At 45.7% G+C, this 24,998-nt stretch carries 15 protein-coding genes and 2 pseudogenes; 4 read left to right on the top strand and 13 right to left on the bottom strand.

Annotation, left to right across the window (positions count from 1 at the left end; all coding sequences use genetic code 11):
* Window positions 1-40: 40 nt before the first annotated feature.
* Window positions 41-2,041, bottom strand: a complete 2,001-nt coding sequence (locus QUB77_RS01980; protein WP_445251709.1) for an FAD-dependent oxidoreductase — start codon at window positions 2,039-2,041, stop codon at window positions 41-43.
* Between the two features lie 1,142 nt (window positions 2,042-3,183).
* Between QUB77_RS01980 and QUB77_RS01975 the strand changes: the two genes are divergently transcribed.
* Both QUB77_RS01975 and QUB77_RS01970 read left to right on the top strand, forming a co-directional pair.
* Window positions 3,184-4,605, top strand: a complete 1,422-nt coding sequence (locus tag QUB77_RS01975; RefSeq protein WP_445251710.1) for a CHAT domain-containing protein — start codon at window positions 3,184-3,186, stop codon at window positions 4,603-4,605.
* Window positions 4,606-5,818: 1,213 nt separating this feature from the next.
* Window positions 5,819-9,214, top strand: coding sequence for an ATP-binding protein (locus QUB77_RS01970; RefSeq protein ID WP_333173182.1), 3,396 nt, complete (start codon window positions 5,819-5,821; stop codon window positions 9,212-9,214).
* Window positions 9,215-9,262: 48 nt separating this feature from the next.
* Here the strand turns inward: QUB77_RS01970 and QUB77_RS01965 are convergent, their stop codons facing one another.
* From QUB77_RS01965 to QUB77_RS01945, 5 genes are all read right to left on the bottom strand, one after another.
* On the bottom strand, window positions 9,263-9,535 hold the full coding sequence (locus QUB77_RS01965; RefSeq protein ID WP_333173179.1) for a peptidoglycan-binding domain-containing protein: 273 nt from the start codon (window positions 9,533-9,535) through the stop codon (window positions 9,263-9,265).
* Between the two features lie 221 nt (window positions 9,536-9,756).
* Window positions 9,757-10,038, bottom strand: coding sequence for a peptidoglycan-binding domain-containing protein (locus QUB77_RS01960; RefSeq protein WP_333322815.1), 282 nt, complete (start codon window positions 10,036-10,038; stop codon window positions 9,757-9,759).
* 515 nt (window positions 10,039-10,553) lie between these two features.
* Entirely contained in the window at window positions 10,554-12,008 is a 1,455-nt protein-coding gene (locus tag QUB77_RS01955; RefSeq protein ID WP_333322813.1) for a hypothetical protein, read from the bottom strand.
* A 268-nt stretch (window positions 12,009-12,276) separates the two neighbouring features.
* Window positions 12,277-12,897, bottom strand: a complete 621-nt coding sequence (locus tag QUB77_RS01950) for a DUF3177 family protein (RefSeq protein ID WP_333070126.1) — start codon at window positions 12,895-12,897, stop codon at window positions 12,277-12,279.
* Window positions 12,898-13,297: 400 nt separating this feature from the next.
* Window positions 13,298-13,534 carry a Calvin cycle protein CP12 gene (locus tag QUB77_RS01945; protein ID WP_190662788.1) on the bottom strand — a complete coding sequence of 79 codons (237 nt, stop codon included), beginning with the start codon at window positions 13,532-13,534 and terminating at the stop codon, window positions 13,298-13,300.
* Between the two features lie 742 nt (window positions 13,535-14,276).
* On the opposite strand from QUB77_RS01945, the gene QUB77_RS01940 reads away from it, so the two are divergent.
* Complete coding sequence (locus QUB77_RS01940) at window positions 14,277-15,530, top strand: FIST N-terminal domain-containing protein (RefSeq protein ID WP_333322811.1); 1,254 nt, start codon at window positions 14,277-14,279, stop codon at window positions 15,528-15,530.
* 159 nt (window positions 15,531-15,689) lie between these two features.
* Here the strand turns inward: QUB77_RS01940 and QUB77_RS01935 are convergent, their stop codons facing one another.
* Window positions 15,690-17,741, bottom strand: coding sequence for an iron uptake porin (locus QUB77_RS01935; RefSeq protein ID WP_333173164.1), 2,052 nt, complete (start codon window positions 17,739-17,741; stop codon window positions 15,690-15,692).
* A 1,010-nt stretch (window positions 17,742-18,751) separates the two neighbouring features.
* On the opposite strand from QUB77_RS01935, the gene QUB77_RS01930 reads away from it, so the two are divergent.
* On the top strand, window positions 18,752-19,696 hold the full coding sequence (locus QUB77_RS01930; protein WP_333173162.1) for a hypothetical protein: 945 nt from the start codon (window positions 18,752-18,754) through the stop codon (window positions 19,694-19,696).
* A 58-nt stretch (window positions 19,697-19,754) separates the two neighbouring features.
* Here QUB77_RS01930 and QUB77_RS01925 read toward each other — a convergent pair whose 3' ends face one another.
* The 6 genes and pseudogenes from QUB77_RS01925 to QUB77_RS01905 form a co-directional block, all read right to left on the bottom strand.
* Window positions 19,755-21,836 (bottom strand): hypothetical protein, encoded by a 2,082-nt coding sequence (locus QUB77_RS01925; RefSeq protein WP_333173160.1) that lies wholly within the window; start codon window positions 21,834-21,836, stop codon window positions 19,755-19,757.
* A 127-nt stretch (window positions 21,837-21,963) separates the two neighbouring features.
* Window positions 21,964-22,104, bottom strand: coding sequence for a hypothetical protein (locus tag QUB77_RS01920; protein ID WP_333173158.1), 141 nt, complete (start codon window positions 22,102-22,104; stop codon window positions 21,964-21,966).
* 241 nt (window positions 22,105-22,345) lie between these two features.
* The gene (locus tag QUB77_RS31650; RefSeq protein ID WP_445251711.1) at window positions 22,346-22,639 is read right to left on the bottom strand and encodes a hypothetical protein; all 294 of its coding nucleotides are present in this window, start codon (window positions 22,637-22,639) and stop codon (window positions 22,346-22,348) included.
* 3 nt (window positions 22,640-22,642) lie between these two features.
* Window positions 22,643-22,798, bottom strand: a pseudogene (locus QUB77_RS31645) (HNH endonuclease); the annotation flags it as partial.
* 288 nt (window positions 22,799-23,086) lie between these two features.
* Window positions 23,087-24,167, bottom strand: a pseudogene (locus QUB77_RS01910) (ISAs1 family transposase).
* 188 nt (window positions 24,168-24,355) lie between these two features.
* Window positions 24,356-24,661 (bottom strand): hypothetical protein, encoded by a 306-nt coding sequence (locus QUB77_RS01905; protein WP_333173156.1) that lies wholly within the window; start codon window positions 24,659-24,661, stop codon window positions 24,356-24,358.
* Between the last annotated feature and the right edge of the window lie 337 nt (window positions 24,662-24,998).

The raw sequence follows: 24,998 nt of genomic DNA, 5'->3' as shown, positions 1-24,998 counted from the left end.
CGATAATTGACAATTTATAAAACCCGCCCCACTGCAAACCTTAGATTTTTAACACGCCTTCGGGATTCACCGTCAAGAGCGATCGCCTCTGCAAACCCTCCTGAGATAAAATAGCATTAGCTGCCAACAAACCGCTGCTAACTGCCCTTTCCATTAAACCGCAAGGAAACGGCATTTTTACCCAATCTCCCGCAAACAAAAGATTGGGAACAGCGCAGCAAGTTTCTGGTCGTTCCGCATAACTACCGGGCGGATATCCAGAGAAATTCTTTTGATTTACCAATTCCCGGTGCAGCATATTTGCCTCTTTTAATTCCGGCACAATTTCGTACAATTCTTGCTCAAAAGTCGCCAGCAAAACTTCCTGATTCGGAAATTCCTTCTCCTTGTAACAATAAGCGTGCAATTCCACTACACTACCACCAGTTTTCTGATTCCACTCGATAAACTGATCCTGAATTCGGTGGTAAAGCGTAATGCTGTCAGTCAGTTTGTAGCCAGAAAGCGAACTGAAATTGCTGTGCTCCCAGGGAAATTCGCGATCGAACCAAAAGCGGCCCACCGCAAACGGATCGGCTATTTTCAAGCTCTCTATCCGACTCTGCACTTGCGGATTCACCTCACCGCTGGCTAAACTAAACAAATGCTGCATCCCCGGAACATCGGCCGCAAAAACATAGTAATCAGCCTTTAATGTTTCCCCCAAATTTTGCGGCTGCGATTGGTTAACCGCTGCTGCTAACTGTATTTCATCTGCCTTTTCATCGACTACCTTAAATCGAGGCAAGTCTCGCTGAGCAGGCCCGCTCACGACTCGCCCTTCGGCATCAAAAACGGCCCCGTGACAAGGACAGTGAAATTGACCGTCGTTCTGTTTCTTAACTGTGCAGCCTTGGTGAGTGCAGCTCAGAGAAATTGCCTCTTTACCCGACGGTGCGGCGGCAAATACGCTGTCTCCAGCGCCGAAATATTCGGTAGAGTTGCTGTCAGTTAACAGCGCGTTTCGCTTAACCCAAAAAGGTATTTTACTTTGCACATCTCCCAACTGGTAAGTCAAAGAATCAATCTGACCGTTTTCCCAGCGAATGTCACTGACTGCGACATCTGTTAATACTTTGCCACCTTTGCTTTCAATGGATCGGGCAATAGGCTGCACCAAACTCGTGCCCATATCTTGCCGCGTGCCGTTGAAGGCCAAACCTTCGGGATTTCCGAAAAAGTAAAAGTGGAAAAATTGCATTAATTCTCCCGCGCTCAATTCGTCGGGAGCGTTGAGGCTGGATTTGGCAAAAGGCAGAAAATACAAGTCATAAAGCCCGCGCGGAAATTCACCTTTTACCCAGTCGGCAACGGATATATTGTCGAGGCGATCGAAACTTTTTTGAGTTTGAAAACCGCCTATTTCTCGAAATACTTGCCAGTGAGCCGGTTTTGTCAGATTGATTCCCCACTTGAGCCGATTGGGAGAAGATATCCCCAAGTCAACTATATTCCAGGGAAAAGCTGAATGGTTTGGACGGAAAACTTCGGGTTTGTATTTGCCATCTCGAAACAGAACGGCGTAGGATTCTAAAGATACAAAGTTATCAGTAATTTCTAGTTCTTGAACCACACTTTTGAGGTTGTAGTATTGCGGAAAAAAACCGTGGAAACCGTGTTCCATCATAAAAGTTTCGTTCCCGACTTGAATCGGCCAACTAGCAATTTTGCCACCGAGTTGGGGCGATTTTTCGAGCAATGTTACGGCGAAACCTCGCTGGGAGAGTTCGTAAGCACAGGCGAGCCCGGCCAAGCCTGCCCCCACAACTGCAACGGTTTTGCGGTTATTCAGCATTCGCGGCAAGTCAAGAGAATCTTGCACAAAAATGGTGGGCTCTGGCTTGGAAAATCGAGAGTAGCCCAGCAGCCCGCCGGCGGCACCGACTCCGAGGAATTTGAGGGCGGTTCTTCGAGAAACTGGTTGGGATAGCGGTGAATTGGTTGATTGACTCATCAGCGGTACGCGGTAACGGGCTTTAAACACAAATACGCCATAAGGCATATATCATAGACCGAAAGCACGATATGTGAAGAAATACTAAGACATATTCCCCAATCGGATCGCGAGCGCACCGTGCCAAGTGCGATCGCACACAATGTATAGCCGAAGGAAGCAGGCTTCAGTTATCGTCGCGAGAGAAGCAAGAACAAAGAAGGAAAAAGCGATCGACAGCATAGCGTAAAATCCTCTAAATAATTAAGTGTTTTTATTTATGTTGCTCAACTCTTGGCAACCGCCACCAATGATTATAAAAAACTAGGAGATTTTCCGGTAAAATCTTAGGAAAAAGGCCGTCGGGGCGAAGTGTACGAAATAACCGGGCAGATATCCGAGGCAAAAAAATTAACCAGTCGAGCTTTAAGTAAGTTGGCGCGAAAAAACTTGGGAGCATCTCAATGAAAGCAGCCAAGCTAGAAATAGGAGCCAGGAGTCAGGAGTCAGGAGTCAGGAGGAAAGAGTCAGAAGGAAGGAGCCAGAAGGAAGGAGCCAGAATAAGTGTTTTTACAAATATGAGATGTTCCCCAAACATTAAGTATTTTAAAATAACTAAATACAGAGAATATCTCTACTGAGGTAACTAAATATATCGGCGCTCGATTCAGGGGATTCCTCACTTAATACCAAGACAAAACCCTATTAAAACTGAGAAATGCGGATGTGTCGCAAAAAATCAAAGACGCCCCTAGAGGTAATGCCTGTTAAATGCACCTGGCTGCTAGGTAAAAAACAGGACTTACTACGTGAAGAAACCTGGTTTTTGCGTAAGTCCTGTTTATGCAAAACCCCTGCATAATTTACAAACTTTTACATGAATCGCGAATTTCTTGGTGCGGGGAGTCTGTTGGTGCTGGTATCCACACCCTACGGTAGATATTTGCGGTTGGTCTTGAATGCTATAATGGTGCGGCGATCGCCAGCACACTCAATCAATTTTAGATTTTAGATTTTAGATTTTAGATTTTAGAGGCGACCCCACGGATACATCCGGGGGCTTGAGGATTTTCGATTTTTGATTTTTGATTGATTCCACGGATAAATCACGTGGCGGGTACTATCAAGAAATTCGCTTGTCAAAATTTCCACCCACATCCCAACTTTTGCCAACTGCTGCCGCCCACGGCGCCCTTAACCGCCCCAAAATCATGCACTACCAATCTCAGCAGCAACGCCAAAAACACACGACTCAGAAAAAAATTAAAAAAGCTATTTTTTACTGTTTGACAGCAATATTTTTCTGCTGGAGCACCGCGAACCTCGCTACAATTGCCCAAAACGCAGACCAGGGAGGGCTTAACGGGCAAGAAATGAGAAATTTGCTCGATCGGGGAAACCTCACCGAAGCCGTAACCAGAATCGAAGAAAGCTGGGAAGAAGACTATCAAACATACTTTGAACAAGACTTTGGAACTCGTGCGAAAACCGCCGAAGCAATATCAAAAACTCTCTCCCGCCTAGCAGTTCAAACAAAGAAAAAACCCGCTTTAATTTACGCTATCCCCCGCACCGACCAACTAGAATTAATCTTAATATTGCCCGATCGCCCGCCCATTCTCCGCAGCGTCCCCGAAGCCAAACAAGAGAAACTGCTCTCAGTAGTCCAAGAATTCGGCAGCGAAATCACCAACCCCGTAAAACTCAACACCACCACCTATCTAGAACCAGCGCAACAACTATACAAATGGATAGTTGCACCCCTAGAAACAGATTTGCAAACAGCAAAAATTGAAACATTGCTGTTCTGCGTCGGCGCAGGTTTGCGAACCGTACCCCTAGCAGCAATGCACGACGGAAAGCAATTTTTGATCCAAAAATACAGCCTCGCCCGCATCCCGGCATTCAAACTCACAGACATCAATTACGCCGACCTCAGAAACGTGCAAGTCCTAGCAATGGGAGCATCAGATTTCGCAGAAACAGCGAACAAAGAACCGCTGCCAGCAGTGCCGTTAGAACTAGGCGCGATCGCCCGACAGTGGCCCGGTCAATCCTTTCTCAATCAAGACTTCACCATAGTAAATTTGCAATCCCAGCGACTGCAACAAAAATACGGAATCATCCACCTTGCCACCCACGCAGAATTCCGCCCCGGAACCCCAAATAACTCCTACATTCAATTTTGGGACACCCAACTGGGTCTCGATCAAATGAGAGATTTAAAATGGAACAATCCGCCCCTCGAACTATTAGTATTAAGCGCCTGTAGAACCGCCTTGGGAGACAAAGAAGCAGAACTGGGATTTGCAGGTTTAGCACTGCAATCAGGAGCAAAATCAGCCCTCGCCAGCTTGTGGTACGTCAGCGACGCGGGGACTCTCGCCCTGATGACAGAGTTTTACCAGCAATTAAAAATCCGCAGGCCAAACGACCCTCCAATCATTAAAGCTGAAGCTCTCAGGCAAGCACAAATTGCCGCGATCGAAGGCAAAGTGACGATCGAAGGCGGTCAACTGCGAAGTTCCCGAGGCGAAATTCCCTTGCCCCCGTCCATCTCCAAACTCGACAGCAAAGATTTATCCCATCCGTATTATTGGGCAGCTTTCAGCATAATTGGCAGTCCTTGGTAAGTCAACTACTTACACTGACCTTGGGTGAGCGTGTAGGCTTACAGGAAACTGTAAGGAATGAAAAATCAATAACTTGCACAATTAAACCCCAGAAGCCTTGATCCAAGGTAAACTATTGCTCCATTCGTCACCTTATTTATTTTTCATTCCTAAGCCTTATTGACCAGCTTTAGCTCCTAATAGGAACTCCGTTATTTGAGTTATGACACCTGCTTAATGCCTGCCAGTTTTCGGCTCTGTCGTCTGAAGTTAAACAGGCTATAGGAAAAACCAGTGCTTCAGGCTTAAAAAGCTCTTATAACATTAGCGAGGCCAACTTTACCAGCAATGAAAGGCAGCAGTAATGCGCGTTTTCGTACTAGACCCTAATTTGAAACCTCTTGACCCCTGCCATCGGACACGGGCAATAGAACTACTGGACAAAGGGAGCACGGCGAACGAATTTAAACTTTATGTTAACAGAATCTGGTATCTTGGAGAAGCATTATTGAGTACATAAAAAATATTTAATTAGAGTTTACCCTGCATGAGACTCAAACCTAATATCCTCGCTGTGGCAGTTAACTAAATTCTCACGAACAACTCATTACTAACTATTATACAAGTTTTCAACAGTGGTTGTAATAGTTTTTTTATCAAAATTAGCAGGGAGTAAAAAACACCATTAATCAGTTCCTATTTTATCTAAAAAGTCATTACCAAGCGTGTCTGTAGATTCTAAGAATGGTGAATTTATCTCAAAATATACTCACCACTGATGAACAGTGTTCAATAAGATGCGTTCCCCCTGGGCGCGGGGAGTAAGACACGGCATTCCCCATTGGTGTTGTCAACTTAAGCTTTTAGTCCGCCACTCCTCCCACTCAACCACCAGTCCGCCAGGGCATGAATTCCATCGGGCTTATAGCTAAAATTCTCTCAAAGAGGACTGAAGAACTCATTAGTCCTATGCAACAGGACTCGCAGTTCTGAGGCAGGGGTTTCAACAAGAGCCGAATTATTGGTGGTACATTAAGTTGCCACCAATGGGTATTCTCATGTCTCTACGGTTCGCTTTGACTTTTCATAATTTGGTATAAGATTGAGGATTGTATAAACGATATCAGGTCTTCCTTGCGTAAGTTGTGTTTAAGTACAAAATGGTTTATAATCTTTAGCAGCGCTCATCCTTCGCTCCAAGTATTAACTGGGTTTTTCAACCTAAACTAATGTTATGTCCACTCTTTCTCTCAAGCACTTAGTGGCAAAACTTTCAAGAAAAGCAACGCTGCAAACCGTACTCATAGTTCCGTTTGTCTTGCAAGTATTTGCAGCGGTGGGTATTGTAGGATACTTATCATTTAGGAACTCTCAAAGAGCAGTGAATGACCTTGCGGATCAGTTGATGGGCGAGGTGAGCAATCGCATCGAGCAAAATTTGAGAACTTATCTGCAAACTCCCCACCAAATCAATCAAAGCAAGCTGGATGCGGTGAAACTGGGTTTTGTGAACATGAAAGACTTGTCAGCTTGGGAAAAGTATCTGTGGCGACAAGTGCAATTATATCCTTATATCAATTTTACGTCGATCGCTAATCAAGATGGAGAATATCGCACCGGCGAAAAGATGTCGAACGGCACTTTATTGATTAACGCATCGGGCCCGTCTACAAATTTTGATTTTTATTCTTACAATACTAATGATACGGGCGATCGTACTACAGTAGCCGCCTCCGTTAAAAACTTCGACATCCGGCAGCACCCTTCCTACAGCTATGCAGCTTTAGCAATCAAACCAACTTGGAGTTCAGTTTATATATCCTTCCTAGAACCCACATTAATCCTCAGCGCCCTGCAACCAGTTTACAGCAGCCAGAAACAACTAGAAGGAGTATTAATTGCTGCGTTGCGTCTCGACAGTATCGGTCAATTTTTAAACAGCCTCAAAATAGGCAAATCTGGTCAAACTTTTATTATCGAAAGAAACGGCACGCTGCTGGCAACTTCCACACCCGAAAAACCTTTCCGCACTAAAAACGGTAAAAAAGAACTATTTAAAGTTACAGAAAGCAGCGATCCCGTAACGCAAACTACAGCTAAATATTTAGAAAATCACTTTCACAACTTGCACCAAATTACAAAATCGCAGCAAATAAATGTTGAGATAAACGGTCAGCAAAAATTTTTAAAAGTCCTGCCATTCCAAGACGACAAGGGTTTAGATTTGCTGATTGTCGTTGTCGTTCCCGAAGCCGACTTTATGGAACAAATCAATGCAGGCAACCGAACTACAGTGTTACTATGTCTGGCAGCTTTGGGCATGGCAAGTGTGTTAGGACTTCTCACTTCTCGCTGGATTATCAAACCTCTTTTAAAATTAAAAAATGCAGCAATAGCTTTGTCTGAAGGACAATTTGACCAAACTGTAAAGCTCGATCGTTCCGACGAGTTGGGCGTACTTGCCGCTGCTTTTAACAGCATGGCAGCACAATTGCAAGCATCATTTACTGCCTTAGAAACTAAAAATACCGAATTGCAGCGACTCGACAAACTGAAAGACGAATTCTTAGCCAATACTTCCCACGAACTCCGCACTCCCCTCAACGGCATTATTGGGATTGCAGAATCTTTAATAGACGGTGCTACCGGAAAACTGCCAGAATCTACAAATTTTAACTTAGCTTTGATTTCCTCATCGGGCAAAAGATTGTCTTCTTTAATTAACGATCTTCTGGATTTTTCGCAGCTCAAGCACAAAACAATAGAACTGCAAATTAAGTCCGTCGGTCTTCGAGAAATAGTCTCTGTAATTGTCACTTTGTCTCAGCCATTAGTAGGCAAAAAAAACTTGCAATTGATTAACTCAGTTACTCCTGAATTGCCGCCAATAGCAGCCGACGAGAATCGCTTGCAGCAAATACTTTACAACTTAATCGGCAATGCGATTAAGTTTACCGAGAGTGGCCGAGTAGAAATTTCCGCTGAATTGGTAACGGGCAACGCACAATCACCGTCTAATTCCCAATTAGCCATTACTGTATCTGATACTGGCATTGGCATCCCCGAAGATAAATTAGACCGAATTTTTGAATCCTTTGAACAAGCTGACGGTTCCACTGCTAGAGAATATGGCGGCACTGGTTTAGGGTTAACTGTTGCCAAGCAATTAGTTGAATTGCACGGAGGGAAAATTGGGGTATCTTCAACTGTAGGCGTCGGTTCCCAATTCATTTTTACTTTGCCCGTATCTGAGAGTCAGCCCGATTTTAGTAGCATACAGCCGCGTTTAACCGACGGTTATCCCATTTTAATCACTCCTGAATTCGCGGGCAAATCCTCTATAATAAATTCTCAGCTATCAGACAATAGCGACTTGCTAGAAAGTGAAAAACTAAAAGTTTTGGTAGTCGATGATGAGCCCATTAATATTCAGGTCATTATCAACAGTCTTTCTCTAGCCAACTATGAGATAACTCAAGCGAGCAACGGCTTAGAAGCTTTAAATCTGATAGAATCAGGATTTAAGCCAGACTTAATTTTACTCGACGTAATGATGCCGCAGATGACGGGTTATGAAGTGTGTCGAGAAGTTCGCAAAAAATACTCGCCTTTAGAAATGCCGATTCTGATGCTGACGGCTAAAAATCAAACTACTGACTTGGTAGAAGCTTTTAACTTAGAAGCAAATGATTATGTAACTAAACCTTTTATAAAAAAGGAGTTGTTGGCGAGAATTAACACGCAAATTCGCCTTGCTAAACTGAATGCAGCCTACGGCAGGTTTGTGCCCCACGATTTTCTAAACTTGCTTGAAAAACCGAGTATTATTGAAGTAAAATTAGGCGACAATCAGGAAAGAGATATGACAGTGCTGTTTGCTGATATTCGCTCATTTACGGCGCTTTCGGAAAATATGACACCGCCAGAAAATTTTGCCTTTATTAATACTTATTTAGGAAGTGTTAGCCCGGCCATCAGGAAAAATAACGGGTTTATTGACAAATACATTGGGGATGCAGTCATGGCACTGTTTCCTACATCTGCTGAGGATGGCGTCAGAGCAGCAATTGATATGCAAAAAGAAGTGAATATTTACAACCAGCAGCGAGAAAAAAATGATTTGTGTCCGATCGCGATCGGCGTCGGTTTACACGCGGGCAATTTGATGTTGGGTACAATTGGCGAGCGAGAACGGATGGAAAGTACGGTGATTGCTGATGCGGTGAATCTCGCGTCTCGTTTGGAAGGATTGACAAAGGTTTACGGCGCGGGCATTCTAGTTAGCGGTGCAATTATCGATCGCCTAGACGATCCAGAAAAATATAAGTACAGATTTGTCGATCGAGTAATGGTCAAAGGAAAGACAAATGCTGTGTCGGTGTTTGAAATTTACGAGACAGAAACAGAGCAGAGTATTGTACTTAAGCAGCAAACTGCGGAGGTTTTTCAAGAAGCTCTCAATTTTTACTACGAGCAAAAATTTGTTGCCGCCCAAAAAGTATTTCAAAACATTTTACAAATCAATCCTGACGATCGGGTAGCAATGCTGTATTTCAAACGAGCTCGCAAGTATCGAATGTACGGAGCCCCAGAGGGGTGGTCCGGCGTGGAAACTTCGACGGAGAAATAGGGCGCGCACTGCCCGCCCTAATCTCTTTAAAAGATGCTTGCACCAACTTTAAAATATAGTTGTACAAACTCCTAATTTATTCCAAGTTTTGGGGCCGACAATGCCATCCGCAACGATTTTTTGTTGCTTTTGAAAATTGATGACTGCTTGTTCGGTTTTCGCGCCGAATCCTCCATCAGTATTTAAAGAAAATCCGCTGGCGTTCAAGAGTCGCTGGAGGTAGCGAACGTCCTCATTTTGGGTGACGCCATCGTTGCGTTTCAGGAGGGGAAAATAACGGCAGGAAGGTAATTCAGTGCGAATGGCGTTTGTGGTTTGCATGGTTTGATTCTCCATTGGTTGTTTGCAAGTTGTTTAAAAGCACAGAAGTGCGGAAAAGATGTTAATTAATAGTCCTGGATGCAGTTTTGACGGGCATAAACGAGGTTTAGGCTTCGCTCAACCACCAGATTGTTTAGCGTTTCTGGGGGCGTCAAGGAAGTATTGCTGTGAAAAAACCCAGTTTCTTGCTACCCGTGCGCCTAGGATTAGTTAACTGGGATTTAACATCCGGGTTCACCTGTATAACAAGCGCCTAATAGACTCCAAGTTTGAGGGCCGACAATGCCATCAACAGCAATCTTATTTTCCTTTTGAAATTTGATGACTGCTTGTTCAGTTTTTGGGCCGAAGAATCCATCAGTTGCGACGGCATATCCGTTTTTAACTAAGGATTGTTGGAGATAGCGCACGTCTTTATTGGCAGTGGTGCTATTATTTCGTTTCAGTGTGGGCAGTGAAGTGCAAAGAGGCAATTGAGCGTAAATCGAATTTGTGGTTTGCATGGTTTGATTGGGGATTAGTGGTTTGCAAGTCGTTTGAACTTGCTATTCCCCAGTTGTAGCTGTGGGGGGAAGTGCTTTAACAGTCGCTTTTTATAGTGACGCTTATTTGGGGTAGCTCAGATGAGTGACAGGCAGCTATCAAATCCGTTTTGTATAAAATAATTGTCAAAGGCAAACAGCAGCGAATTTCTATTGTTTATCAACTTTTAGCATCTTTGCCACCACCCCCACACCATAAGTAAGTCGGCGCCAAAAAACGCCCCTATGTAAACGAGGGCAAAGTCTCCACAGGCTCTCTACTGGGTGACTTAAACCTGTTTACATAGTGTTACATTATGCGGTTTAATTCCGTCTACTTATTTACCTGTACGGCTGTTAGTGTCGGGATGGATAGGCTGATTGACGTAGAGAAAGCGAGGCAATCAATCCTGTCACGGTGCAATCGCTCCACTGTTGTATAAGCTGAGTAAGGGTCTTTTCTATAGAGGAGGCAAAAATACTGTATTTAAAGCTAGTTAACCATTTGAGCGAAAAGGACGATCGAGAAAATGGCTCTGGGGTTGGGACTTTAACTTAGAAGTGATATCGTAGTATCGGTAGATAGTAGATTTCCGGCTGTCAAACAACTTGAGAATTGAATCAATGACAATTTCTGTAACTATCGGGTTAAAGTCGGAAATAAAGTCGTCGGCGTTTAGATTTTCTCGAAAAAATTCCTTAGCTCGATCGCACTGATAGCGCATTTCGTCAAAGCCAACAATTTTTACCACAAACGTTGTCAAGGGCGAACTCTCCAAATCGGTATTAGAAGTGCTTTTAGCCCGCCCATTTTCTAATAAATTTAATACTTCCGCTTCTAAACCAATTTTAGGTTGGTAAGGTTTGTCTATTTCTGGAAAAAAGCTTTCCAAACGCACGCAGTTAGCAGCTTGATCCGGAATTCCTCCCATCATCATCGCCAGAGAAACCTCAATCCCCAAATCCGAAGAAAGAGCTTCTAGCAGGGCTAGGGCAGCCAGTTTGCACCCCAAATAAAGCTTCGCAATTTCGAGATTGTACTTAGCAGTAGTTTCCCAGCGCTGATAGGTGCGATCGTCTGGATATCCCTCAAACTGCCGGAAAATTATTTCTGGCTTGAGATAATTCAGAAAACCTTCCATCTTGAGCAAAGCAACTCGGTAGTCGCGAATCGTGTAAAAACCGCAGCAGATGAGATTGTGATTGGTTTCCGGCAGTAAATTCCAGGTATTTGCCAAAAAATGGGCTGAACTATGGTGAGCAAAACTCATCACATCCCGGTTAGAAATTCGCACAGCTTTTTTGACCGTTTCCCGCATTTCCTCATCATTCAAACTGAGGTTAAATCGGCTATTTATTGCTTGCAAGCGGTCATAAAGGCGCTGGCTTACTGTTACTCCCGACTCGGCGACGCGAAACGGAATGGTTGCTTCAATGCAGCCTGCAATTTGAAGCAATTGCTCGCGTTTGAGAAATGGTTCTAGAGCTTTTGCTGCTACGACAGCGCTGAGAAATTCGTTTTGTCCGGCGAAAGGATTGAGGACTTCGCCCGGTACAAAATTGAATACCAGCATTACCATCTCGAAGATAGCATCCGCAGACAGTTCAAATTGATCTCTAATTTGTAGCTGTTTGTTAACCTCTTTTGCAACAGGAGTGATGTAGTAGCTGACGTTAAAGTTAATGCTGCGATCGACTTGCACGTAGACGGTATCGTGAAATAAAGCTGCCAAAACCTCGATCGCATCTTCATCTCCCCCCACCTCAAAAATATGTTCGGGAGTGTGAAAAAACCGCCAGGGCCCCACCATCGGCTGAACAATCAGTTCGGCAATCCGAGCGAGTTCACTTGGTTCGACTTTTGCTTCCAGGCGATCGAGCGCCCAAATCAGCCTTTCTAAGCACTGTAAGTAGGCTTGTTTGCTATCCATCACAGTCTTTCCCCATAACATTGCTGTCAGTCGATTTTAGATTTTAGATTTTAGATTTTAGATTTACTCCACAGATGAATCTGGAAGCTGGAACCTTAGTCTAAAATTTTTAGATCTCCACGACTGGAGTTCACGGCTTGTATCCGTTTTTGGGGGGTCACGTCAGCCACCCTGCTGTTAGTTTGGTTTTGTCCTAGATGCGCCCCGGCAGTTTTTATTTGAGATTTATGAGCTTTTTGTGGAAAAATTTAGCTGCAATTTAGGAGGGAAATACTAACTTAAACTACACTTAATTTCCGGTAGCTGACCTCCCCTGTTTTCCTAGTCTAATTAGCACAAAATATGACAAGTAAATTACATAGATTGCTAAACCTATCAGACCCAACAATCCCAAAAATTGAGGGTTTGCCGTAGGGTGAAACATTTGTTTGTAGAGCCAAGGTGGGTCTAACCAAACGCGGCAAAAAGGTTCGTCAATTATCTGAATTTGAGATTTAAAAGCACAGCTTAAGAAGGGAAGTTGAGCTAGAGCGCCCAAACCGCTGTAAACAGTAATCGCCCACCTCCAAGCTGTAAAAGCCAGTTTCAGGGGCGACTGCGGTCGATCGGCAATTTCTTCGTTTAAATCCTCCCAAAACCACAGACTAGCAGGAATTAAGGCTCTCCCAATCACCGACGATACAAAGCTCACAGGCAGCGCAGCCATCATCAGGTAAAGTGTAATTGCCAGCAAACTCGCCACCCGCCAATAAATAATCGACAAACGGACGATCGCCTCAGCTTTTGCCACAACAGCCCAAATCAGCACTACCAGCGGGATCGAAATTGTTAATAACACAGACAACCGGTAATCCATCCAGACTAGCGGTTGAAACCAAGGCCCGGTGGCTGCCAATAAAAGACTCAACATCTTTGGGAAAATATACTCACTTATTTGTCACAAATTTTACTACAAAAATGCTAAAAAATCAGCAACCAGAACACGGTCTTAATGTTTTAGTTACTGCTATTTTTTCTAAGGTACTTGGCGCGCTTTGAAAGGTACTTGAGACACGATAGACGGCAATACCCTTGAGTTAAAACTGTTTATTCCTCAGATATCTCCTTCCCATCCTCGCCTCCCTTGGGGGATGCAAGAGCAAATTATTGTCCTCCTTGGGGGGCGAGGGGGAAGCTGGCGGATTTGAACCGTATTGGGATAGAGGGCAAATCTCGCCAGGATTTCAAGGCTCAACCCCTAAAATAAAATTCTCCCGCGCCAAAAGTTAGATTTCGGCGCGGGAGGGAAGGGATAGAGCTAAATGGCTCGTTTATTCCTCGTAGATGCGGCACTCAGCAGCGTCAGGATTGTCGTCGCAAAATTTTTCAAAAGAATTCTTAGGCTTGACTTGCTTTTGGTGGGAAGCTTCTGCTTGCAGTTCTTCAACTGCGTCCCACGCCGCCGCGCATTCCCCGGAAGTGGCGCCCTTGAGGTCACAGACGGTACGAGCGCTTTCTAGTTCTTCTTCAATTTTTTCTTGGATGTTGCCTGCGGGTGTTGTTGTCATAAAACTTGTTGGTAGGAAAGTGTAGGAGAATATGGTTGTCCCCGACCTATTTCTAGGTAATGTTAGCACGGGCCTTTGTTTAGTGAGCTTGTTCGGCTAACGGCACGTCCTTAACCCAAATAAAGATGTTTAACCGTTAACGACAGAGCAAGGGACTAGCTAAGCAGCCGCTTGGTGTCATAACTCAAAAAACGTAGACTTCTAAAGTATACGGCGGGTCAACAGTGGTTTAAGTCTTAGGCTCGAAGCGAGCGTGTCTTTAGACCTGGGTCGTTGACCTTATTAAGTAAGAAAGGTTTTCTTTTTGGATGTTAGTTTGGGTTGGATTTGCTGTTTCGGTCTGGCGACCCCAGCTAATAATAGCTTGAGATGCGCTGCTGTTGCAGCAGCCCAGATAGAAACCATCCATAACTGCGATCGCAGCCCGTCTCTACTTCCTGCTTTACTCTACCCCGTGGGCGGGAGAAGAGTCCACAGGTATCAATGTAGGTGGAGCTGACCTTACTTTTGATGAAAACATTACACGAGGTTGGTGTGTCAAACTGTATTGAGCTTTATCTTTTAAGATTTAGCTGAACACGGCATTTAACACACAACAGATTAATGGGCCTCTCATGTTAACTTATGTTAACACAACAACGGCAATCGAGGGGGAATCGATCGCCCCAGAAAACCGAGAAGGCCAGCGGCCAGTTCCGGTTAGCGTAATGTATAGAGATAGTTTTATAGAGAAGTTTGCCTTATGTACACCCAAAACCAAATGCAATGGGTCAGCGCTTTATCAACCCGTCCCTCTTTGGAATCCGCGCTCAAAGAAGTTATAGAACAAGCCGATCGCGACCTAGAAGGCCCGGCCGATTTAGCGCTGATATTTATCTCATCTGCCTTTGCCAGCGAGTACTCTCGGCTGATGCCTTTACTCCGAGAACTGCTGCCAGTACCCGCGATCCTAGGTTGTGGCGGGGGAGGAGTCATCGGCACGAACCGGGGCGGCCTCACCGAAGAAGTCGAGGGATCTCCCGCAGTCAGCCTCAGTCTGGCGCGCTTGCCGGGAGTGAATGTCAGAACTTTTCACGTCGGTGCAGAAGAACTGCCGGACTTAGACAGTCCCCCGGATACTTGGGTGGATCTCTTGGGCGTGCCGGCCCAGGAAGAACCGCAGTTCATCATCTTGGCCGACCCCTTTTCGGCAAAAATTAACGATTTGCTGCAAGGGCTAGATTATGCCTATCCGGGTGCGGCGAAGGTAGGGGGGCTCGCCGGGGGGGACGGTGCGGGCAGAGGCGCGGCGCTGTTTTGCGACTATCAGCTTTACCGAGAAGGGACGGTTGGGGTAGCTTTGAGCGGCAATATAGTTTTGGAAACGATCGTCGCTCAAGGCTGCAGGCCGATCGGGCATCCTTATCGGGTGACGGAAGGAGATCGCAATATTTTGCTGAAACTCGAAGAACAAACCGACGATATCGGCAGCGGAGGCATCGAGCGATCGCCCTTAGAGGCCTTGCGAGAGTTAGTTCAAACTTTGAGCGAAGAAGACCGAGAATTAGCTCAGCACTCGTTATTTGTAGGCTTAGTCAGCGATGAATTCAAGCTGACATTAGAGCCGGGAGATTTTTTAATCCGCAATCTGTTGGGAGTAGATCCGAAAGTGGGGGCAATTGCGATCGGCGATCGAGTCCGCCCCGGACAGCGCATCCAATTTCACCTGCGGGACGCGCGCACCTCCGCAGAAGACCTAGAAATGCTGCTCAATCGCTATCAGCGGGCCGCCGAGTACAGTGGTACATCCAGCGCCGGCGCCTTAATGTTCTCTTGTCTGGGGCGCGGTGAAGGGCTTTACGGCCAGTCGAACTTTGACTCCCGACTGTTTAGCCGATACCTCAAAAACATCCCCTTGAGCGGCTTTTTCTGCAACGGCGAAATCGGCCCCGTCGGCGGTAGCACATTTCTGCACGGCTACACCTCCGTATTCGGGATTTGCCGCCAAAATTCATAATTTGTGAACTGTTGACTGATGACTGATGACTGATGACTGTTGACTGTTGACTGATGACTGTTGAAAATCTAAAATCTAAAATCTAAAATCGCCTGATGACCAATAAATAAAAGCGGCAGTCGCCTGCCGCTTTTAGCTGTAACTAGATGTCTGGGAACCTTAGAAACTAAAGGTAGTACGGAGGAGTCCGACCCAGATATCCTCGTTGTTGTTGTTGTGTTCGGGATTCAGAATCACGTAAACGCCCGGTGTCACCGAAATAAAATCATTGACTTGGAAGCGATAGAAACCTTCTAAGTGATAAGAGGTGTCGCGGTTTCTGGCGACATCACTCTCAGTAACTTTTGGCGGTACACCGAAGACAAAACCGAGGAGGTTGCCTTGCCGGCCAAAATCTGCCAGGGCCAAAGTGATAGCACCATTCTGGATCGTGGCGTCATTGTTGCCCCCCCGCAGTTGCTCAGCCTTCGTATAACCGTACCAACCGCCAATCTGAAAGCGGCTGCTGGGTTTGAAGTTAACTTGCACCCCAAAGTTATCTGATGCGGTGGGTGATTGATCGAAGGGCCGGTTCGCCAAGGCACTGCCGACGCCGCCCATGATGTTAACATCGCCTGCGCGATTGTATTTCCGGGTGTAAGTCAGGCCCAAATCAAACGGTTTGCTAAAAAAGCCTATCTGACCCAAAGCGGTGAAAGAACCGTTGAAAACGCCCCTGCCGCTTGCGGGGTTAGGAGCATTGCTGTCGCCGGCCAGATAGCCTGCGGTAGCTCGGAAGTTGCCGAAGTTGTAAGTCATGCTTGCGCCAGCACTTCCCTGCTGGTTCCCGCGGAATACGGCGGGGTTGCGAACTCCAAATCTGGAAATTGCACCAGTACCCGTAGAGTTAAAGGGTGTTACCGTCTCTGCAATTTCATCCAGGTCAAGTCCTTTAGGACCCACAAAGAATGTAGCGTTACCGACCGGGAAACGATAGTACAGCTCCTCCAGTTGGAAAGTGCTACTCTCAAACCCATCAAAGGCTAGGCGAGCCATGTTGGTACCGGTAGCCGTGGCTCTGTCGTAGCGGGCGACGTTGCCTGCTTGCAAGCGGGTTCTGAGCAAGTCTCGACCGGTGAAGCTTGTCAATAAGTTCAAGCGCACCCGGTAGCCGAAGTTGGTGACAGTTTCGTCGTCCTCAAGCCTGAAATCATCTCCGGTGAAGGTGTCGCTGACGGCAAAAATGGCTTCTCCATTCAATTTGGTGGTGGTGGAGAACTGGTTGGCTTCGAGTTCTGCACTGCGAGCTTCTAGGCCGTCTACTCGTGCGCGCAGGGTAGCGAGTTCGGCTGCAAATTCTTCTTGCAGGCGTTGCAGGATGGCTAAGTCGTCTCGGGTAACCAAGTTACCTGTTGACCCAATTAGTTGGGTTATGCTGTCTAAGCAAGCGTTGACGCCGGCTGCAAATTCGTAGCGAGTCAGGGCGCGGTTGCCGCGGTAGGTGCCGTCGGGATAACCTACGATACAACTGTAGCGTTCGACTAGGGATTGCAGGGCTTGGAATGCCCAATCTGTCGGGCGCACGTCGGAGAGCTGAGTGACTGATGTCACCTGGGACATGGTTCCCGACGGTTGAGCCGGCAGCGCTTGGGGAGCGACAGGGACGATGGGGCCGCCCATTCCGGCGGCTGGTGTCTGAGCAATTTCTACCTTAGTAGCTGGGGTGCTGGCGACTGCTGGCACTTCAATTTTCCCAGCTACTTCTGTCTGGCTGCTTTGCACTGCCAAGTCTGATGCTTGGGGCGAGGGTTCGGCTGTGCCTGCTGCTGCTAGGGGTTCAGTCGCTGCTGCGCTGGCCGGAGCGATTGGGGCTGCTAACCCGATGTCGCTCCCTGTTGTTTGCAGTGTTGTTTGCAGTGCTGCTGCGCTGGTTTCTGGTTCGATTGAGGCGATTTTTTCAGCGTCTGCTTCGTTAACGACCGGGGTTTGGGCCGCTTCGACGCTGCTGTTTAAAGCCAGGTTTTCTGGGGCAGCAGGGGCTGCTGCAACTGGTTCTGCAACTATTTCTCCAACTATTTCTGCAATTTTTGACTCAGATGACTGAGCTGTAGCTAGCTGGTTGGCTTCAGCGGTTGCGGTCACTTCTGCGGCGATCGCAGTGGCACTCATGACTGATGATAGCCCCAGAATTGCCGGGGATACTAGCAGTAAATTCCAAAAAGTTCTGTTCATTTTCCTCACACCTTCACACTCTATTCAACTCGACGAGCAGCAATTCCCAACTGCTAATTTTTGTGGTTGCTTGCCTGTTGACAATAACTGCCAAAATAGAACCTATCCATAACTGTTGATTCACAGTTGATTCACAGTAGGCGTGTCTACTTATGCTTGAACGTAGGGAGCTGATCCCTTATACCGCCCAGGCATCCATTCAGGTCAAGCCCACATTACATTACAGTTGATTATACCATCACGTGCTAATTTCATCTCTCGATCGCCAGACTTGCTTGAGTTGCTCTGCAGGCGATCGACAACTGGTTCTATGGGTTCGACCACAATCTGCCTCTAACTGACAACTGCCCAGAGTCCTCGGTTACGCCAGACTTAACAGACAGTTATAGGTAGGATTGTGGCTGCTTGTCGCATCCCTTATACAGCGTTATATCCTATAATGTCAAGCTTTTTAACCTAACTTTAAACCTCGCGACCCGGCAGGGGCTATTTTCCCGCCCTGAGTGGGGAACTGAGATTTAAAGGCTGGTAGATTGACCCGATCCAAACTAAAGTTCAGGCTTGACCAATTTGGGTTTTTTGATGCCCCCTGCCGTCGGGACTTGCCAGGACGATCGTCTTTTTTGAGACTAACCGCCGGCGGGTTTAATTTCCCGCTATTTTAACACAACTTTTTTGTTGTTTGAGTGCAACTGCAACTGGTGGTGCTTGACCCGCTTTTGGCCCAAGGAAAGCTCACTTGCTTGACAGACCAACTATGCCCAAGATTCCTAGCGGTTTTAACGATGTTTTTGCCTACGGACGATCGGAGGAGTTTAGTGTTAAGCTGGCGAAAAAGCAGAACTCGAAAATATAGCTGCTGTCAGAACAAAAAACCCAAACGCTGGGGGTAAGCAAGTTATACCATTTTAGATTAAATAATTGGCAATAACTTATGACATAAAGGTTGGGAGCTTGCCTACAGTCGCATTATTTTGGGTAACTGGATATTAGTAAAAGAGTGAGGGTTTATGGAAGATTTTGGTATTATTATTGCCTGCTGCGACCAAGATTATCTGTTTGCTAAGGGTTGCTGTGCTAGCATCCGCTATTTCCTGGGAGATGTGCCGATTTGTCTGTTGATTGACGGTACGTTTTCTGTGAGTGCTTTGGAAAAATCATATGGGGTGCGAGTTATCAACCGCACAACTGTTTCTGAAGAAGTTCTCAGAAAAAGAAGTTTTGGTTGGGGCAAAACTAAAATGATTGCTTTCTGGGAAAGTCCTTGGTCAAATTTTATGGTTTTGGATGCCGATACGATCGTCTGGGGCGATGTTCTCAAATTGGCTAATTTTCAAGATTTTGATTTTATTGTAGACAAGCCTTGTTACGATTACCCGGATGCGGATGTTTCGGAATTTTTCTTTGACATTCCGGGCGTTGAGAAGCATTTCCCGAATTTTCGTTGGTCGGAGTCGCGATCGAACTATTTCTGCACGGGTACTTTCTTTGCTAAACGCGGCGTTTTTAGCTTGGAAGAATACGTGGAAATTTTAGATTTTACGGCGGCAAATCCGGGGATATTTAAGTACGGAGAAATGGGGTTTTTGAATTTTATGATTTTCCGGGCGGCACAAGAAAATCGACTGCGGGTGCAGAATGTTGATATGCAGTTGTTGGTGCCGGATTTTGACCAGGATTTGCTGAGAAAGCAGTTTCCGGTGGAAGAAAGCGGGCCTGCGGGCGATCGCACTCAGGCGACTGTGATTCACTGGTGCGGCCCGAAGCCAACTTTATCTAGTGGGACAGTTTACTCGGAACCGATGAATTTCTGCCGTCGCAAGTGTCAGGAGGATGTTTGGAACCGCACGGGTTTGGCTGCTGAGAGGACGTTGCAAGTTGAAGATTTACAGCGATTGATCTACGTGTATAAGAATAAGTTTAAGAAGAAGTTTCGGCAGTTGACTGGTAAGTAAGTAGGATTTTTTAACCGCAGATGTCAGCGGATGAACGCGGATGAACGCGGATTTGGGCTTACCCCTCGAGGGGTAAAGTTGGCCCTGCTGGGGGTAAAACTTGGCGGTGAACGCTTATTTTGTGGCTTTCCCGCTGAGTTTGCATTTCGACGGCGATCGCCTCAAATTCGACTTCCATGCAGCCGTAGGGAATCTCTAACTCGACACTTGCTCGAACATTTCCCAACCCGTTAGATTTAAATTCGGTAATCCAGCGCGGCCCGTCGAGAATCAGGTAGGTTTGTCGATCGTACACCCAAACTTTCACATAAATCCGGGGCATTAATTCCGGCAGTTGCACTTGCACTTTTACAGCCTGGCCCGCGATGATTTCGGCGCGCGGCAATTCCAAAATTGGCATCGGTACTAACTCGTCTTCTGGCAAGACGTAAGGAGTCGGAGGAGTTACTTCTGCGGCGACAGTTGTGGTTTTTTGACCAACTTTTTTCGGTTGCGGGGGTTCGTCAAAAACCACAAATTCTCTGGCTTCGGGGCTAGTGGATTTGAGATCGGAAATTGTTTCGCTGGTTTCGGGTTGCTGTTGGGTTAAGCTGCTTTCTTCCACAACGGCAATTTCGTCGCTGCTATTTGCGGCGGCTGTGGGAGTTGGTGACAGGGTGGTTGCTTTGAGCCAGTCGGGGGATTCGCCGTTGCTGGCTAAGGAACTCAGTCGCGACCAAAATCGACTTTCGACGTTTAAGGTTTGAAATGCCTGTTTTGTGGGTGCTGGCGGGGTTTCTGGGGCTGTTTTTTCTAATTCGGGGCTGTTTTCGGGTTTTTGGTCGATCGCTCCGATTTCCGCTGTTTTAGGGGAAGTTGGGATGTCTGAGGGTTTGGTTTGTGGGTCGATCGACTCTGCGACCGTTCGAGGCGAATTGGAAATTTCCGACAGCAATTGCGATCGGCTGCTGTCGGGCAGTTTATTGCCAAATGCGGGCAGTTCTAGACCGCCTCCACTTGGGGTGTGACGCGAAGCCAGTAGAGGGGGTAAGGCTTCAGTGGTTGGGACTTCGGCGGGGGATGGAGGGTCTAAGGATTTTTCTACTAGCTTGAGGAAGGATATATTTTTGGCGCTTCCAGACGGTTTTGAGGCTGTTGGGGAGGGTTCGGCTTGATGCTTTTCTTCGATGAAATTGTCTTTAATTTCCTGTAGAAGGTGCTCTAAACGGGCTGTAATTGTGAATAGTTTGGTGGCTAGGGTGACGCCGCCGCTGCTGAGAATTGCTTCTCCTAAAATGAGGCGGCTTTTGCACTCGGTTGGGATGTAGGTGACGCAGGCAAAGATGCAGGGGGGAACTTGTTCTGGCATCGGCTGCTGGATTTCTGCGAGAATTTTTGAGGTTTGGGGGTCGCGCAGATAAATTTGCAGTTGTGCTGAACCGATCAGTTGTTTGAGTTCTATCGCTTCGGATTCGGGGATGAGACTTGCTGTTTTTCTGCTTTGTTGGGGGGGTTGGGGAATGTCGATTTTGCCGGAAATGATTAAGGGGCGACCGAGTTGCGTGACGAAGGTTTCTTGATCGAGGACGAGTTCGAGTTTGACGCCCGGTTTGGGTTCGGGGGTTTGGGGAATTGGGAATTGGTAAATTTTGGTTTGCTGCGCTGCTGAATCGGCTGCTGCGATTTTTGGTGCGGGGCGATCGACCGGTGCTGCGATTTTTGGTGGGGGGCGATCGACTGGTGCTGCTATTTTTGGTGCGGGGGAAGCTGCGGGTTCGGTTTGGTCGATCGGCGGTAGGGGTTCGGAGGTTTCCGATTCTGCGGGCAATACTTCCAACTGAACGCCGTACTGCCAAGGTTTTAATGGTGTTGCTTTGGGATCTGGCAAGCAGGAGAGTTCCCACAGTCCGGGTTTGAGCCTGGTGTAGGGAATGATCACGACTAATCCTTCGGGGTTGGTGCGGGCCGATCGGCTTTGGACTTTCCGCTGCGCCCCTGGGTCGAAGGAGGTATGGGTAACGCGAATTTCGATGTCGGTGTTCGGGTGCTGAATGCGAGCAACAACACGGTATTTACCTTCTAGAATTTCCACGTCGGAGGTTTCTAGGGGCAACCAGGCGCGATCGCCTTCTTTCTGTAGCAAAAATTCTAATTTTTTCATCTTTCTTTCCCCTTGAAGGCTCCCGCTTGATTCGTCACAGGTTGGTAGTGGTTTGTTGAGCGACAGCTACAGATATTAAATTACTTATGTTTTATAGCCTATCACCACTGTCGGTCAAGAGGCCCACCTAGAATGCGGCAATTCCCCAGACGCTATAACCGAGGCGGATATATCGAGCGCCGCGAGTACCGCCAAGGGTGAGCGCGTCTGGGGAATTGCCGCCTACTAATAAATTGAGCGACAGCGAATCCTTTGAGTCAGGAGGCATATTCATATCCGTCAGCCTTATGAATGGTTTTCAAATACTTGGGATGTACGTCAAAGCTTTTACCTCCTCTTGTTAACTTGAAACTTGGTTTGAATCGAATGGCAATTCGACCCGTGTAGTTTCCTGCATACTTCCCAGTAAGAACATGGGCATTTACTAAATCCCCAGTTTGGAATCCCATAAAAAACTTTTGAGCTGGAGCATGACGAATTGGAAAGCCAAACTTGTCAGTGCCGCAACGCTATCTTCTGCCATGTCCTTTAGCTTTGACAATCAAGGGTTTCATCCCATTGAGAAGAAGTCGTTCTGGAGTAGATGCACCAACATTTGCTGCATCTGTCCAATGCCGCTTCTCAATCCCTCTAGTCTTGCGATTAAATTTTGTTCCCCCACCAGAATCTACTTCTACAGACAAGCCAGTAGATTGAAGCCTTCTGTACAACTCCCAACGAGTAGCGTTAACAGCAGCGGCATCTTTGAGAGATGCTTTCGCTTGAGCCATTACTAGCTTGAGAACTTCTGGCTTCTTTTTCAAAAACTCCTCGACAGGTTTGTTTCCCTTGGCTTGGTTGCAAGAGTGACAACTAAGACAGAGACAGAGGTTAGTGACTCGATGAGAACCTCCCTTGCTTTTTGCAAGAATGTGTTCGAGATCGAAGGGGACATTTTCAACGCTACAGTAAGCACATTTCATACCCCATTTTTGAAGTAGGTACTCTTTAACCTCGAAGCCGAACTATTCGCCCCTTTGGTACTCAACCAGGGCGAACGCATCTTATTGAACACTGTTCATCATTGATCAGTATATTTTGATATAAATTCACCATTATTAGAAGCTACCGATACGCTTTGTGAGGATTTTTTTAGATAAAAATAACTGATAAAGGGGGGCTTTTACTTAAAATTAAATTTGACAAATAAAAAGATGATAACCACTTTTTACAACTTGTATAATAGTTAGTAATGAGTTGTTTGTGAGAATTTATTTAACTTCCACCGCGAGAATATTAGTCAAATAGTTATCATCCCACCCAGCTAGAATTCGCTTATTTGCTGCTCCGATTTTTGAGGTTTCTTCTTGATTCAAAAATTGAGCAAGATCGGTCTAGTTATAGCAAATTTTTGCGGAAAATTATCTTTTATAAGCCGACAATAGTCTTCACGACAACCACACCTAATACCAATGTAAATAAATTGAAATTCCCCAATAGCTGCTGACTAATTCACCAAGACTAGAGAGCATATTTTGGTAAACTACTAATGTAATAACGAGGTTCAATAGTTGTTTTTACTTTCACTATTTCACGGATTTTATCAGACCTGTACTGTGAGAATTTTCCCATAGATTGTCGGAATAAATCAGCTCTTTAATTCCACTTAGTATAAAGTTTTATCAGATTTTTAAGCGACCGTAATTGTTATTTTTTGTCGAACAAGCCCTATGTATAAATCCAGAAAATCCTCATATAATTGCTTGCTTAAACCACTTTTATACTCTGGCATACAGAGATGGGTCGTTCTTTTTTAAGGCGATTACATAATCTCCTTCTTGTTCGACAATTGACTTCACAATTGACCTCGGACAGCCCATCGCATCAATGTGACAATGCTTCGATTTAATTCTAATACTTTTAGTAAAGCCGCAATAGCTGTGATTTCAGTTAATTTTTTATAGACCTCAACTTGAACCTACAACTAATCTTTTACGGGTCGCCAAAGCACTGACCATATAAATTTTTTGGTTATCTCCTTCCGCTCGTAAGAATGGCGAATTCTTTTGCCATCAATTGCGATTACTTCTCCGGGATTGAAGCCACTAATAGATTGAATCTAAATCAAAAAATATTTCTGAAATTCCTCGGGTTTTAGGGGAAAAAATACTCGCCCAATTGTGTTATGGGTCGGGATGCCCTTCGGCAATTCTAAATTTTTCTTTAACCATTCGTATTGAGCTGCACCCCTAACTTTCGATATCCACCCATGTATCAGCACTGCAAATCACGGCACAAATTGAGATGGTTGGTGATAATATCAATTAATTGATGCTGTTTCGTCCGCTCAATTCTTGGCTCTTCTCAGTCAAAAAAATGGTCAGCAATACTGATCTTAGGTTTGAGTCTCCTGCAGGGTAAACTATAATTAAATGTTTTTTAGGTACTCAATAATTCTTCTCCAAGATATCAGATTCTGTTAACATAAAGTTTAGATGCGTTCGCCCTGTCCCCGCGCCATGCCAAGCCTTCCCCTATTCCTACTTTTCATCCAAAGCTTCTATCCTCGACCATCCTTCAGGCACTCCATACATTCCATTCTTTAGAGAACGCTGGCAGTAAATTGCTGCTAAGTTAGGTTGAGGATTGGTTTCGCAAATCTTAGTGAATAATTTTTGCGATTCAGTAAAATTTTGCTCGAAATAAAAGTCCAGAGTTTTTTGAAATTCAGCAGCAGTTTCCTGTTTTAGTTCAATGCTTTGTTCTGTTTCTGCATCATAAATTTCCAACACCGACACGGCAGATTTTTTGCCTTTTACTGTGACTGAATCGACAAATCGGCACATATATTTTTCTCGATCGCCCAAACGCTCTAGAATTGAGTCACTAACTAAAATGCCCGCCCCCTAAGCTATCGCGCATTTAAATTGTATATTCAGGGCGGGCGGGACGCCCAACCCCTACTCCCCACAAGACTTTGATTTTTTTTGACATACAATTTAAATACAGAACAGCTTAAACAGTTATTTATTAGCTTTGAGTTACAACTTACCAGAGCTGATTTCCAACAAAAAACTAGCATAAATAGCAGCGTATATCCCAAGCAAAACGCTGTTTCATCAAATTTTTACGGGACAACGATAATTAAAACATAGTCTTTCTGTGGCTCACCAAATATCGGAA

Origin of the sequence: Microcoleus sp. AT9b-C3 (assembly GCF_036705485.1) — a bacterium.
In the GTDB taxonomy this organism is placed as follows: Bacteria; Cyanobacteriota; Cyanobacteriia; order Cyanobacteriales; family Microcoleaceae; genus Microcoleus.
The sequence above is the reverse complement of the archived record's forward strand: the minus strand, read 5'-3'. Positions and strand labels throughout refer to the sequence as shown.